The following is a 14488-nucleotide window of genomic DNA, read 5'->3' as shown; positions in this document are numbered from 1 at the left end:
AACTGAAAAGTAATCTTTCAGCATTAACTGTAAGGAGGGAATACAACATGCCAAAAAAATGTGTCATCACTGGTCGTCGTGCGCGTACTGGTAACAACCGTTCACACGCTATGAACGCTAACAAACGTACTTGGGGCGCTAACCTTCAAAAAGTTCGTATCCTTGTAGATGGTAAGCCTAAGCGTGTATGGGTTTCTGCTCGTGCATTAAAATCAGGTAAAGTAGAACGCGTATAATAACGCTAAAAACACCGATAGTCATCGGTGTTTTTTTATACAGTAAAAAGAACGTGTCTCGTAACGACACGTTCTTTTTATTTTTAATATGCGCGACCGAACCACACTGTATGTTTCGCTTCTTTACCACAATTAATACACACTTTTTTCTCTGTTGGTGGATTAAATGGCATATTGCGTGTTGTGAATTTTGTTTCTTGCTTCACATGCTCTTCACATGCATCATCGCCACACCAACCTGCTAACACCCAACCTGGAATCTCCTCCATTGCTTGTTTTTCTGTAATATGTTGGTGCAATTGCTCTAATGTATCTACATCCGTATGTGAATGTTCTTCACGGAAAGCTTTTGCTTTATCGTATAAACGTTTTTGCATTGTTGTTAATTCAGTCTCTACAGTTGCTACTACAGCATCTATATCAAGCTCTAATGTGACTTTATCTGCTTCGTCACGCGCCTTCATTAAAATTTGTGCATTATCAAAGTCACGAGGTCCTAATTCTAAGCGGACAGGTACACCTTTTAATTCCCATTCATTAAATTTATATCCTGGTGATTGGTCTGAATCGTCTAAGCGTACACGAATACCTTTTGCTTTCAACGCTGCAAAAATCTCATCTAATTTTTCAATAATTTCAGGACGCTTCTTCCATGGTCCTACAGGGATTAATATTACTTGTGTTGGCGCAATTGTTGGTGGTAAAACCAAACCTTGCTCATCACCATGCACCATAATTACTGAACCAATCAAGCGAGTTGATGTACCCCAAGATGTTGTATGTGCATACACATGTTTATTTTCCTTATTTAAATATTTAATATCAAATGCCTCAGCAAATTTTGTGCCTAAATAATGTGATGTACCAGCTTGTACCGCTTTGCCATCCTTCATCATTGCTTCAATGGAAAATGTATCTACAGCACCAGCAAAACGCTCTGAAGGTGTTTTTTCACCGTCATAAACAGGAATGGCTAAAAAGTCTTCAACGACTTCTTTATAAATTTGTAACATGCGCATTGTCTCTTCACGTGCCTCGGTCTCGTCAGCGTGCGCCGTATGCCCCTCTTGCCATAAAAACTCAGATGTACGAATGAATGGTAATGTTTTCTTTTCCCAACGGAATACATTAGCCCATTGGTTAATTAATACGGGTAAGTCACGGTAACTTTTAATCCAGTCAGAGTATAAATGGCCAATCATGGTTTCTGAAGTGGGACGCAGTGCTAAACGCTCTTCTAACTTTTCGCCTGCTGCTTCTGTTACCCATGGTAGTTCTGGTGAGAAACCTTCAATATGATCTTTCTCTTTTTGGAAGAAATTTTCTGGAATCAACATAGGGAAATAAGCATTTCTATGCCCTGTCTCTTTAAAGCGACGATCCATCTCTCCTTGAATATGTTCCCAAATTTCAAAACCATCTGGTTTAAAAGCGATACAACCGCGCACTGGAGTATAATCCATTAAATCTGCCTTTTGAATTGTGTCGATATACCAACTTGTGAAATCATTTTTCTGATTTGTCATTACAAATTCCTCCTTAAAATAAATAAAGCACGCCCTAGAAAAAGGACGTGCTTACAAAGACGTGGTACCACCTTAGTTAAAGCTATAACAGCTCACTCAACATTCATTAACGCGAATGACACGGTTAGGATTAACTAACTTCTCCGTGGTAGGTGTTCAATACATAGTCATGTACCTAACTCTCAGCAAATATTAGGCTTTCTGTCCATATATGTTATTTACTTGGCCACATCATTGAAATCATATTTGTCTCAAATATACCAAACTTCGCTTTTTTAAACAACTAACTTTCCACGTTTGCTTCAAATATTTTATACAAAACAGCGCCAAAACAAACACCGATAAATGAAATACTAGCTAATACAAGATAAAATTGCTGCCCTGCTAAAATGCTGTACAAATAACCGCCTAAATAAGAAGCAACAATACCAGAAATCCCAAAGAATAATAAGGCAAGGATTGTTTGACCTGTTGCTCGCCATTCTGCTGGTACAATTCGGTATAAATATTGAATAGCTGCTGTATAAAAAATAGGGAAGGTCAACATTTGCAACACTTGTAATAAAGCGACAAGTTGTGGATCTGTTGTTAAAGCTGTCGCTAAAAAACGAAGACAATAAAAACTTGTAGCGATTGTAATTGTTAATAATTCTTTGCCTTTACGTAACCACCAAAAGCTCAGTGCAAAAATAATAATCTCACTACTCGCTGCAAGGAAAAAAGCTTGCCCAATAAGCTCTGTGCTTCCATTCAATGCCCGTATATGCACACCTAGAAAAGTATCATTCATCCTGGCTGGTATGGAGCTCATAAAAACGAGCAATAAAAATAATACGGTTTGTTTATCTTGTAAAAATGACTTTAACGCCGTCACAGTGACAGATGATGAAGCGGTTGTTACATTGGGCAAAGTTAACATCACAACAAACCCTAACAGACCTAAGCCAACAAATAGATAGGCAATGGCATTCATTCCTAAGCCATTCATAATATAGCCTGCGCAAAGAGAAGCAAGTGCATAGCCTAGGGCGCCATATGTACGAATAGAACCATAACTAATGCGTGCACGTTCTGCTATTGTAAAATTCAAGCTTTCTGTTAAAGGATCAATAGCCATTAAAAAGAAGTAGACAGCCATTGAAAATGTAACGAGCGCACCAAATTGCTGTGAAGTAAATAAAAAGTAACCAAACCATGTCGATAAAAGTAATAATATACTTAATACTTTTCGAATGGCTTGTGTCTTATCACTAATAATGCCCCACAAGGGTTGTGTAATAATCGTGACAATTCCTCCTGTGCCCACAATAAATCCAATAGCTTTTGTAGTAAGCCCTTGCTCTTGCAAAAATACAGGTAAAAAAGGAATGAATAAAGCAAGCATACCAAAATACAATAAATTAAAGCCTTTTAACCTTTGATGTGTTTGCATAATTTGGCTACCCCACTATTTTTCATCACTATGTATGACCATTACCATACCTGTTGAAAACTGAATTACAGCTGTCTCTTTAATAATCTCATTACTGGTGAAACGTGATGAAGTTAATAATAAAGGTTCATTTGTTGTTTCGTACTTCACACCTCTAATGGTCATATCTTCAATATCTGCTTCATAGGCAAATAATGATAAATACTTAAAGTGATGTTTTTTTATCGCATGACTGCCTGGTGCTAGAAAAGCGATACGATTCATTTTATTTTCAATGCAAAAAGCAATATGTGGGTACTGCTTTTGCAAACGATACATCACGCGAATCACACTTTCATAGTGATCTAATCGACCACCTGTCACACCTGTGATAATTATTTCTTTAGGTTGCCACTCTACAGCGCGCATAAGTGCTAACTCTGTATCTGTCTCATTTTTTTCATCTTCAAATCGCTCAACTTTCGAAGCTACCACTGATACCCATTGCCATTCTGACTCTGTTAGGGAATCAAAGTCACCAATAATTAGCTTTGGTGTGATGGCTCGTTCAATACAATACAAAGCACCACGATCTGCGCCAATGAAAACCGCATCACCTTGTTTAGAGTAGCGAATAATATCTGTCAATTCATCAGCTGGTCCTCCAGCACAAATGACAACTTTGGTCATTGAATTGCTTGTTCTCCAGCCTGTTTAATCGTTTGTAATGCTTTGGCGCGATCTTCTTGATTATAAATGGCTGAGCCTGCTACAAAAATAGTCGCACCTGCTTGTGCACAAGGTACAATTGTTTCCGCATTAATGCCACCATCAATTTCAATTTCAATATTTAAGTTACGCTCTTTAATAATAGCTGATAATGCTGCCACTTTAGGTATAACAGAAGAGATAAATTGCTGACCGCCAAACCCTGGATTAACTGTCATAAATAACACCATATCAATATCTTCTAACACATGTTGAATACTTTCAATAGGTGTATGAGGATTTAAAACCACACCTGGTTTAACACCAAATGAACGAATTAATTGAATCGTACGATGTAAATGTTTACAAGCTTCGACATGGACTGTAATATAATCTGCGCCAGCTTTCGCAAACTGTTCAATATACTGGTCTGGATTTTCAATCATTAAATGCACATCCATAGGTAATGTCGACAACGGACGTATTGCTTCCAATGCAATAGCACCAAATGAAATATTTGGCACAAAATGACCATCCATCACATCAATGTGAATCAGTGCTGCACCAGCAGCCTCTACTTCTTTGACTTCTTCACCTAATTTTGCAAAATTTGCAGCTAGTATAGAAGGGGCAATTTTAATCATAATTAGTACCTCGGCTTTCTCTCTATAATTTCATTTACAATTTGTTCATAATGCTTAAAGCGATATGTTAAGATATCACCGTTAGCAACAGCTGCTTTAACAGCACATTTTGGTTCCTTTAAATGCAGACACCCTCTAAATTTACACTGTTCTGCATATCGCGCAATCTCGGGGAAACATTGTGTCACGTCTTCTTTATCTAGCTCATCAAAATCAAACGAACTAAATCCTGGCGTATCTGCTAATAGACCACCTGCTACCTCGATTAATTCAACATGCCTTGTTGTATGACGCCCTCGACCTAAACTTTGTGAGATCTCTGCTGTTTTTAAAGCTAGAGATGGTAGTAATGTGTTTAGTAAAGTGGATTTCCCTACGCCAGATTGTCCTGCTAATACTGTTGTTTTATGTGCTAAATGGGGCATTAACTTTGTCTGTAATTCTGCTTCATCTTTATACGCTGTTAATACTGTGTAACCAATATGTTCATAATCTTTAATGTAAGTCGCTATAGCTGATTTTTCTTCATCATCTAATAAATCTAGCTTTGTTAAGCAAATAATAGGCTGTACATGAAAAGATGATAACACTACTAAAAAGCGATCTAATAATACTGTATTAAAATCGGGTTCCTTTACAGAAAATACAAGTAATGCTTGATCGACATTCGCAATTGGTGGTCGCACAAGTGCATTTTTTCTTTCATGTATACGCTCTATGCTACCATCAGAGCCTGCTGTTTCAACTGTATAATCTACATAGTCACCCACAAGTGGCGATTCGCCTCGATTGCGAAAGATTCCTCTACCTCGGCACTGAATCAATTCACCATTATCAAATACATAGTAATAGCCACTTAATGCTTTACGAATTTGTCCTTCCCCCATTGGTCGCCTCCTTATAAATCTTCGTAACGAATCGTTTCCTCCATCACTACTTTGCCTTCACTCATAATGCGGAAAGCCGCTTTTTGTCCCTGTTTAATTTCCATACGCACATGATATTTTGTATCATCTGTAATTTCAATAGTTTCTACAGGGGCTGCCATAGTATGTCGATTATCTTGTACGTAAATTTGTACTTTTTGTTTGGGTCTTTCAATAACTTCCTCAGTTTCCTCATCAATAACACCTAATTCATAAGGAATTGTTACTGTTTGTGTATAAGATTTTGTAGGTTGCTCTGCTGTGCCTTTTGAAATATAAACTGTCACAACACTTCCAGCCTCTATTTTTGCGCCTGCTGCTGGAGATTGTCTCAACACATTCCCTGCAGAAACAGTATCTGAATTTTCTTCGCCAGCTACATGTATTTTCAAACCTGATGTTTGTTCATAACTCGCAATAGCTGAGCTATTGAAACCTTTTAAATCGGCCACAGTCACTAAATCTTTACCTTTACTAATGGTAATTGTAATTTCAGTATTCGCCATGACGACTTTTGTGCCTGATGTAGGATCTTGCGCAATAATCTCACCTGCTGGACGCTCCGAATATTCTTCTTCCACATTTACTTTTTTAAATTCTTCTTCCAGGTTTTCTCTTACTTGTTCATATTTCTGACCAATAAAATCTGGCACTTCAACTTCTTCTATCCCTTTGCTTACAACAAGGTCAATATCCGCATTTTTCATGCGTAATGTACCTGCCTTTGGTGAGGTTTCAATAATTTTCCCTGTCTCTACTTCTTCATTAAAACGCTCTGTTGTTTCACCTACTAAAAATCCTGCTTGTTCAATTTTAACTGTGGCTTCAGCTACCGTTAAATTCGTTACGTCGGGTATTGGTGTTTTTTTAGGCTGAAAAATATCTGTGAACATAAATAAAATCGCAAATGTCGCTAATAAAGAACCAAATAGCCCTAACAAAACAAGTGGCCAGATGCGCTTTTGTTTGCCTGGCTTTTGTGGTTCTTCTTGCTTTTCCATCACCATTGTTTTACCTAAATCAACATCCTCATCTTCGGCTGTATCTTTAATAACTGGCATTGCTTTTGTTGCGTCATCATCAATTGGTACAACAAATCGCTCCTCATTCGCACGCTCTGGAGATAGTACTGTCATCAAGTCTTCATGCATTTCTTCAACTGAGGTGTAGCGTTGGAATGGGTCTTTAGCTGTTGCCTTTAATACAACATTCTCAAGACTCTGCGGAATGGTAGCGTCGAAATGTCTCACTGAAGGTGTCTCACTTTGCAAATGCTTTAAAGCAATTGCCACTGCTGACTCACCCGAAAAAGGTAACTCGCCTGTGAGTAGCTCATAAAGTACAATACCTAGTGCATAAATGTCTGATTTATTCGTTGCAGAGCCACCTCTTGCTTGCTCTGGTGACAAATAATGCACCGTCCCTAAAACAGAATTCGTTTGTGTAAATGATGTCGCCGATAACGCCATCGCGATACCAAAATCCGTAATTTTCACATCGCCACTTTCATCCATTAAAATATTTTGTGGTTTAATATCTCGATGAATAATTTGGTTATCATGCGCATGTGCAATGGCTGATGTTAATTGCTTCATAATATAAACAGAACGTGCTGGTGATATCGGTGCATACTCTTGAATATATTGCTTAAGTGTTTTACCTTTAACATACTCCATCACAATATAATGTAAATTATCTTCATCACCAACATCATAAACATCTACAATATTAGGGTGAGTTAAGCTTGTTGCGGATAAGGCTTCACGTTGAAAGCGCTTCTGTAACTCGGTTTCACTTGAAAAATCATAGCGCATAATTTTAATGGCTACATCGCGGTTTAAAATGATGTCATGAGCTAAGTAAACATTAGACATGCCACCTCCGCCAATCATTTCAATAATTTTATAGCGGTCATTAATACGTTGACCTTCTAACATATCAGCTCTCTCCTTCCTTCATAAGAAGTACGAGCGAAATATTGTCCTCGCCACCGCCATCATTCGCACGTTTTACGAGTTGCTGTCCCTTTTCTTGCAAAGTTGTTTGCTTATCATAAATAATAGTAGCCATCTCTTTTATTGATAGTTTGTTACTCAATCCATCTGAACAAACTAGCACAAAAGAAGTAGGCGTTAATGTCATGCTATAAATATCTGGCTCTACGGATGGGTCTGTACCTAGTGCTCTTAAAATAACATTTTTAGTGGGATGATGTACCGCTTCTTCCTCGCTAATCTCCCCACTATCAATCAATGCATTCACATACGAGTGATCTTTCGTAATTTGTTCGCCTGTACCTGCTGAGAAATGATACACGCGGCTATCGCCAACATGTGCAATTAAACAGCGACTTTCATTCACTAGCACTAAAATTAATGTTGTGCCCATACCACTACAATCAGGATTTTCTTTAGCATGCTGGTACAAGGCTTGATTGAGTTTTCTTACGGTTTGTAATAACCATGCTTTCTTTGTAGATGGCGTCTCAAAATGTTCGGCATGAGCTTCATAAAACAATTTTCTCGCCTCTACAGTAGCCATTGTACTAGCAACATCTCCTGCATTATGTCCGCCCATACCATCAGCAACAAGAGCTAACTGCACACCATCTTCTCTTCTAAAAAAGGCAGCGCGGTCTTCATTAATAGAACGTTTCAATCCGATATCACTTTCGACTGTATATTTCAATCGTGGTCACCTCGTCTCTTGTTCTCTCTCTTTCGCACGTAATTGGCCACAAGCAGCATCAATATCTGAACCTTGCTCGCGACGAATTGTAGCATTAATGCCATGTTTTTTTAATGTTTTCTCAAAATCAAAAATTTTATTGCGAGGCGTCCGTGTATAATCACGTTCTGGCACATAGTTTACAGGAATTAAGTTCACATGACATTTAATATCTTTAATTAAAACAGCTAACTCCTCAGCATGTGCTACAGAATCATTTTCGCCTCCAAACAAACCATACTCAAAACTAACTCGGCGTCCTGTTTTGTTCGTGTAGTAACGTATTGATTCCATTAGTTCTTCTAGTTTATAAGCGCGTGCAATTGGCATTAACTTTTGGCGCAACTCTTGATTTGGTGCATGCAAAGATAAGGCAAAATTAATTTGTAATTGCTCATCTGCAAACTTATAAATTTTAGGCACAATACCTGATGTAGAAACTGTAATATGACGTGCCCCTATATTTAAGCCTTGCTCATGGTTAATGACTTTTAAAAAGCTCATCATAGCATCATAGTTATCAAACGGCTCTCCAATGCCCATAATTACAATATGTGACACACGTTCATTTGTTTCATCGAGTGCTTGTTGCACTTTAACCACTTGTTCAACAATTTCTCCAGCTAACAAATGTCGCTTTAAGCCACCTAATGTTGATGCACAAAAAGTACAGCCAATACGGCAGCCCACTTGTGTTGTAACACAAACAGAATTTCCATATTCATGACGCATTAGCACGGTTTCAATCGCATAACCATCTTGTAATTCAAATAAAAACTTAATTGTACCATCTTGTGACTGTTGTTTAATAATCGTAGAAAGTGTTGTAAGAGCAAAAGCATCCGTTAGCTTTTCACGTAGAGCCTTAGATAAATTAGACATCTCTTCAAATGTTTTAACACGTTTTTCATATAACCATTCATAAATTTGTTTCGCACGAAAAGCTTTCTCGCCATTCTCTTCTAACCACTGTTTTAATTCATGTGGCTCTAAAGAATAGATTGAGGGCTTTAAATTTACTTTCTCTTTCTTTTTACGGATAGGCTGTTCTTTAGCATCATCAACTAAATCGTTAATTCGTTCATTAAATGTTTGTAGTCTATTTTGATCCATTAGTTAGAATCTCCTTTTTTGTAAAAGCAGCGACAAAGAAGCCGTCACTACCAAAATCTTGTGGGAATACTTGCAACATACCATCTTGTTGTTTTTCCATTAATGCTTGTGGTAGAGAATCAATTGCTGTAGATTGCATAGTAGAATGTTGCTGTAAAAACTGTTGTACTGTGCCTTCGTTCTCTACTTTATCTACTGTGCAAGTACTGTAAATCAGCTTACCATTAGGCTTTAACAAAGTTACAGCTGCATCTAATAATGCGAGTTGAATCGTTTGTAGTCGCGCCAAGTCTTGTTCTTGCTTTGTATATTTAATATCTGGTTTACGACGCATTACACCTAAGCCGCTACACGGAGCGTCTACTAAAATCGCATCGAATGAATTAGCTTCAAAGTGCTCAATGGCTTTGCGACCATCTACATGTAAAGTTGTAATATTCGTCAAACCTAATCTCGTCATATTTTGCTGAATCAGTGCTAATTTATGCTCATGCAAATCAAGTGCAATAATAGTGCCTTCATTATTCATTCTTTCTGCTACATGTGTTGTCTTTCCTCCTGGAGCTGCACACATATCTAATACGCGCCAGTCACGCTGAGGTTGTAACACATGAGCAGGAATCATAGAGCTCTCATCTTGAATTGTAACCCATCCTTGACGAAATGCAGCTGTGCGTGATGCTTGTCCTTCTGTAATATAAATACATTCAGACAGGAGTGGGCTCTTATTAGCGGTTACACCATCCTCTGCTAGACTTGTTAACACTTGTTCTACAGTTGCTTTTGTTACGTTAACACGAACCGTTTGGATCGCTGGCTTGTTATTTTCTTCTAACATAGCACGTGTTTTTTCAACGCCATACATCTCCACCCAACGCTCTACTAGCCAATGTGGGTGACTTGTTGTAATAGCAAGTTCATCAATTTCGTTAAAGACATCTACCTCACTAACGCCTTCACGTAAAATCGCACGTAATATGCCATTAACCATTGAGGCTGTCCCTTGATGCCCTCTACGTTTAGCAATTTCGACAGCTTCGTTTACAGCTGCATGAGGTGGAATACGCGATAAATAATGCATTTGGTAGAGTGATAAACGAAGTAACCAACGCATCCAATCCTCCACTTCACCTCGAATATAAGGTTCTAAATAGTAATCCAAAGTCATTTTATATTGCAATGTACCATACGTAATTTCGGTTAATAACGCACGGTCCTTTGGCTCAATTTTATGACGTTTAATTGTGTCATTCAATAATAGATTGCTGTAAGCTTGATTTTTATCAACGGCAAGTAGGATGGATAATGCAGCATCTCGCACATTACCATCCCAAATCATCACATGCTTTTTTTTACTCATTCAAAGCGCTCCCCAATTTGTAGTTTAGCTCCAATACCATTTAAATAATCTTCAGCTGTCATACGTTTTTTACCTGCCACTTGTAAATCATAAATAGCTATAGTACCAGCTGTCGTTGCCACTTCAAAATGGTCCTTATTAATAGCTACCACCTCTCCAGGAGCACCTGTTTTATCACTTGTTCCTATTTGTGCCCACCACACCTTAACATTATGTCCTTGCAAAGTAGTATAAGCGGTTGGCCAAGGGTGTAGCCCTCTAATTAAATTGTATACTTGGTCAGCAGTATGTGCCCAATTGATACGTTCTTGTTCACGCGATATATTACTAGCAAACGTTACTTGTGACTCATCTTGTACAACTCGTTGATTCGTACCATCTATTATGCTTGGTAATGTTTCTTTTAATAAGTCACGTCCGACAAGGCTCAGTTTATCAAATAATAAACCCGTGTGATCTTGTGCCTCAATCGGTATTGCACGTTGGGAAATCATATCACCTGCATCTAACTTCTCGACCATATACATAATAGTAACACCTGTCTCTTTCTCGCCATCAATGACTGCTTGGTGAATGGGTGCACCACCTCGATATTTTGGCAATAAAGAAGCATGTACATTAATACAACCTAAACGCGGTGTCTCTAACAATGTTGCAGGTAAAATTTGACCAAATGCAGCTGTTACAATTAAGTCGGGTTGTAAAGCAATAATTTGTTGTAATGCTTCGCTATCACGTAATTTTTCTGGTTGAATAACAGGTAAACCTAATGTTAACGCTTCTTCTTTTACAGGAGGGGGTGTTAGGATACGCTTTCTTCCCACAGGGCGGTCAGGTTGTGTCACAACAGCTAATATATTGTATCCTTCCTCATGCAACATGCGTAAAATAGGGGCTGAAAAGGCTGGTGTCCCCATAAAAATAATTGAAATCATGCCTCTTCCTCCTCATACATCTCTTCTAACTCTTCTGGTGTGTATTGACGAGTGATTTTATCATGGAAAAGTATGCCATCTAAATGATCTATTTCGTGTAAAATAGCACGCGCATCAAAATCCCATGCCTCTAATTCATAAACACGTCCGTCTCGATCACAAGCCTCTATTTTTACATACGTAGGACGCTCTACATCACCAAAGAGTTCAGGAAAACTTAAACATCCTTCAATATCTTTGGCTGTACCCTCAACCTTTATCACGCTCGGATTAATCATTTCTAAAATATCACGTTCTTCACCAATTTCAACAATAGCGACACGTAAATCTACATTAATTTGTGGTGCTGCAATACCTACACCATCATGCTCAATCATCGTATCGTATAAATCATCAAGCAATTGAATAATATCTTCATTTATCATCGTTACTTCTTTAGTTTGTGTTGTTAAAATCTCCGCTGGATACTTTACTACTTCTTTAATCATCTTTATCCTCTTTTCTAAATCATTGACGGGTCTAAATCCACAGTCAAATGAACACCTTTTTTTTGCCACTCTGCGCGGTACAATGCAATGAGTTGATGTAATACAGGAATCAAATTTGGTTCAATTTTATATTTTATCAAACATTGATAACGATATCTATTTTGCAAACGGCTTATTTGTGCTGCAGCTGGTCCTATAATACGTACATGAGGCAATTGATGACGTAAATAATCTGCGACATGATTGGCATAATCTTGTGCTTGCCATACCTCCTCATGTGCGATTTGTATGAGTGCAATATAAAAGTACGGGGGATAGCCTGCCAAGCGACGCATTTGCATTTCTTGGGTATAAAATGTTTCATAATGTTGCTGTTTAGCTAAGTCAATAGCATAATGCTCAGGAGTATAGGACTGAATAATAACTTGTCCTTCTTTATCATGACGCCCCGCTCGCCCACTAACTTGCGTTAATAACTGAAATGTTTTTTCTGATGCCCGAAAATCAGCAAGATGTAAAGTTGTATCTGCACTCAATACTCCTACTAATGTAATATTAGGAAAATCTAAACCTTTAGCAATCATTTGTGTACCTAATAAAATATCAGCTTCTTGCCGACCAAATGCGGATAGAATCTTTTCATGTGCGCCTTTTTTCCGCGTAGTGTCAACGTCCATTCTTAACACGCGTGCTTCTGGAAATAAACGATAAAGTTCTTCTTCTACTTTTTGTGTCCCTGTACCAAAATAGCGAATACGATCACTCTCGCATGCTGGACATTGTGTAGGCACTGCTTGTTCATGTCCGCAATAGTGACATCTTAAATGCTCTTGTGAACGGTGATAAGTTAATGAAATATCACAGTTTACGCATTGCACAACTGTACCACAATCTCTACACATTACAAAAGAGGAATAACCTCTACGATTTAAAAATAAAACCATTTGTTCTTTTTTTGTTAAGCGCTCTCGTATAGCTTCAATTAAAATTGTAGAAAACATGGAATGATTACCTTGTCTCAACTCTTCACGCATATCCACTACATCAACAACAGGTAGCGCTTGATTGGTCGCTCTTTTTGTAAGCTGTAATAAAGTATACACCCCTTTAGTTGCACGTGCATATGACTCTAAAGCTGGTGTTGCACTCCCTAATACTACAGGGCATTGATAATATTCGCTACGCCAAATCGCAACATCTCTTGCATGATAACGTGGTGTGTCTTCTTGTTTATAGGTTGATTCATGCTCTTCATCTAAGATAATTAAACCTAAATTGGTAAAAGGAGCAAAAACAGCTGAACGAGCACCTACAACTACTTGCACTTCCCCTCGTTGAATCTTACGCCATTCATCAAACTTCTCACCTACAGAGAGCCCACTATGCATCACTGCTACTTGATTGCCAAACCTACCTCTAAAACGCTCTGTCATTTGAGGTGTTAACGAAATTTCGGGTACTAGCATAATCGCTTGTTTCCCTTGCTGTAACGCTTGTTCAATCGTTTGTAAGTAAATTTCTGTTTTTCCACTTCCTGTTACACCTTGCAATAAAAACGTGGTTGCTTTTTTTTGTTTTAATGCATCATGAATGGCATCGGTGGCCATTTGCTGTTCACTTGTCAAAGTATGATTGCTCGTCTGTTCTACAGAATTTTGATGTGGGTCACGCAATACTTCTTTTTGCACAAATTGTAAGCCACCTAATGCAACAACAGCTTGCAGTACAGAGAGGGATGTCGCACTATCATCTAGCACCTTTTGTGGTAAGTATACTTGCTCGGCATGTTGTTTTGCCCAATGTAAAAGTTGGATTTGCTTCTTTGCTCTTTTATTTACTTGCTGTAGCGCTTGTTCAATCTCAGTGTGTGTACCTATTTGCACATAGCGTTGCTCTTTCACTGTGCCTCGTTGTTTAATTACGGTTTTTAACCTTACTTGTTGTTGTTGAATAGCTTTTTTCACTTCAGCCAATACATGTGCTTGCTCAAATACTTCTATCTTAACTTGTGTTTTATCATCAAAATACGATTGCAATCGCTCATCTAATATGGCGCCAGGTACTATCTCTATTATTTTCTCATATTTGGCACGCAATGCTGAGGGGAGCATCACTTGTAGCGCATCAATCTCAAAACAAATCGTTTCATGCTTTAACCACTTGGCTAAAGCTAATAACTCTGATGTGATCACCGGTTCTAAATCTAGTAAGGCTGTAATGGGCTTTAATTTCTTTTGAGGGACTTCGGTTGTAGATGATAAACCTACTACAAAACCTAAAACAGGTCGCCTACCAAATGGCACATGCACACGCATACCAGGCTCAATAATAGAGGCAAACTTAGCAGGTACTCTATAATCAAACGGACGGTCTACATGATACGTTGGCACGTCCACAATGACTTGTGCATACAT

13 protein-coding genes are annotated in these 14488 nt (G+C 38.2%); 1 reads left to right on the top strand and 12 read right to left on the bottom strand.

Annotated features, from left to right (window positions below; genetic code table 11):
- Positions 1 to 47: 47 nt before the first annotated feature.
- Entirely contained in the window at positions 48 to 236 is a 189-nt protein-coding gene (rpmB, locus tag IEW44_RS07370; protein ID WP_188614403.1) for a 50S ribosomal protein L28, read from the top strand.
- A gap of 83 nt (positions 237 to 319) precedes the next feature.
- Here the strand turns inward: rpmB and proS are convergent, their stop codons facing one another.
- The 12 genes from proS to priA form a co-directional block, all read right to left on the bottom strand.
- A complete protein-coding gene (proS, locus tag IEW44_RS07365) occupies positions 320 to 1762 on the bottom strand; it encodes a proline--tRNA ligase (protein WP_188614402.1) in 1443 nt (480 codons plus the stop codon).
- A 283-nt stretch (positions 1763 to 2045) separates the two neighbouring features.
- Entirely contained in the window at positions 2046 to 3194 is a 1149-nt protein-coding gene (locus tag IEW44_RS07360; protein WP_188614401.1) for an MFS transporter, read from the bottom strand.
- 15 nt (positions 3195 to 3209) lie between these two features.
- Complete coding sequence (locus IEW44_RS07355) at positions 3210 to 3863, bottom strand: thiamine diphosphokinase (protein WP_188614400.1); 654 nt, start codon at positions 3861 to 3863, stop codon at positions 3210 to 3212.
- A complete protein-coding gene (rpe, locus tag IEW44_RS07350; protein ID WP_188614399.1) occupies positions 3860 to 4525 on the bottom strand; it encodes a ribulose-phosphate 3-epimerase in 666 nt (221 codons plus the stop codon). The genes IEW44_RS07355 and rpe overlap by 4 nt, the downstream gene beginning before the upstream one ends.
- A 2-nt stretch (positions 4526 to 4527) precedes the next feature.
- Positions 4528 to 5412, bottom strand: coding sequence for a ribosome small subunit-dependent GTPase A (rsgA, locus tag IEW44_RS07345; RefSeq protein ID WP_188614398.1), 885 nt, complete (start codon positions 5410 to 5412; stop codon positions 4528 to 4530).
- Between the two features lie 11 nt (positions 5413 to 5423).
- Positions 5424 to 7388 (bottom strand): Stk1 family PASTA domain-containing Ser/Thr kinase, encoded by a 1965-nt coding sequence (gene pknB, locus IEW44_RS07340; protein WP_188614397.1) that lies wholly within the window; start codon positions 7386 to 7388, stop codon positions 5424 to 5426.
- Position 7389: 1 nt separating this feature from the next.
- Entirely contained in the window at positions 7390 to 8139 is a 750-nt protein-coding gene (locus IEW44_RS07335) for a Stp1/IreP family PP2C-type Ser/Thr phosphatase (RefSeq protein ID WP_188614396.1), read from the bottom strand.
- A 6-nt stretch (positions 8140 to 8145) separates the two neighbouring features.
- A complete protein-coding gene (gene rlmN, locus IEW44_RS07330) occupies positions 8146 to 9291 on the bottom strand; it encodes a dual-specificity RNA methyltransferase RlmN (protein WP_188614395.1) in 1146 nt (381 codons plus the stop codon).
- On the bottom strand, positions 9278 to 10651 hold the full coding sequence (gene rsmB, locus IEW44_RS07325) for a 16S rRNA (cytosine(967)-C(5))-methyltransferase RsmB (protein ID WP_188614394.1): 1374 nt from the start codon (positions 10649 to 10651) through the stop codon (positions 9278 to 9280). Before rsmB ends, rlmN begins: the two co-directional genes overlap by 14 nt.
- The gene (gene fmt / locus IEW44_RS07320; protein ID WP_188614393.1) at positions 10648 to 11586 is read right to left on the bottom strand and encodes a methionyl-tRNA formyltransferase; all 939 of its coding nucleotides are present in this window, start codon (positions 11584 to 11586) and stop codon (positions 10648 to 10650) included. Before fmt ends, rsmB begins: the two co-directional genes overlap by 4 nt.
- Positions 11583 to 12074: a peptide deformylase gene (gene def, locus IEW44_RS07315; RefSeq protein ID WP_188614392.1), complete on the bottom strand. Its 492-nt coding sequence runs from the start codon at positions 12072 to 12074 to the stop codon at positions 11583 to 11585. The genes fmt and def overlap by 4 nt, the downstream gene beginning before the upstream one ends.
- 14 nt (positions 12075 to 12088) lie before the next feature.
- On the bottom strand, positions 12089 to 14488 hold the full coding sequence (priA, locus tag IEW44_RS07310; protein WP_188614391.1) for a primosomal protein N': 2400 nt from the start codon (positions 14486 to 14488) through the stop codon (positions 12089 to 12091).

Source organism: Lysinibacillus alkalisoli (assembly GCF_014643595.1).
GTDB lineage: Bacteria > Bacillota > Bacilli > Bacillales_A > Planococcaceae > Metalysinibacillus > Metalysinibacillus alkalisoli.
Note: the sequence above shows the minus strand (reverse complement) of the source record. Positions and strands in the feature narration are given on the sequence as shown.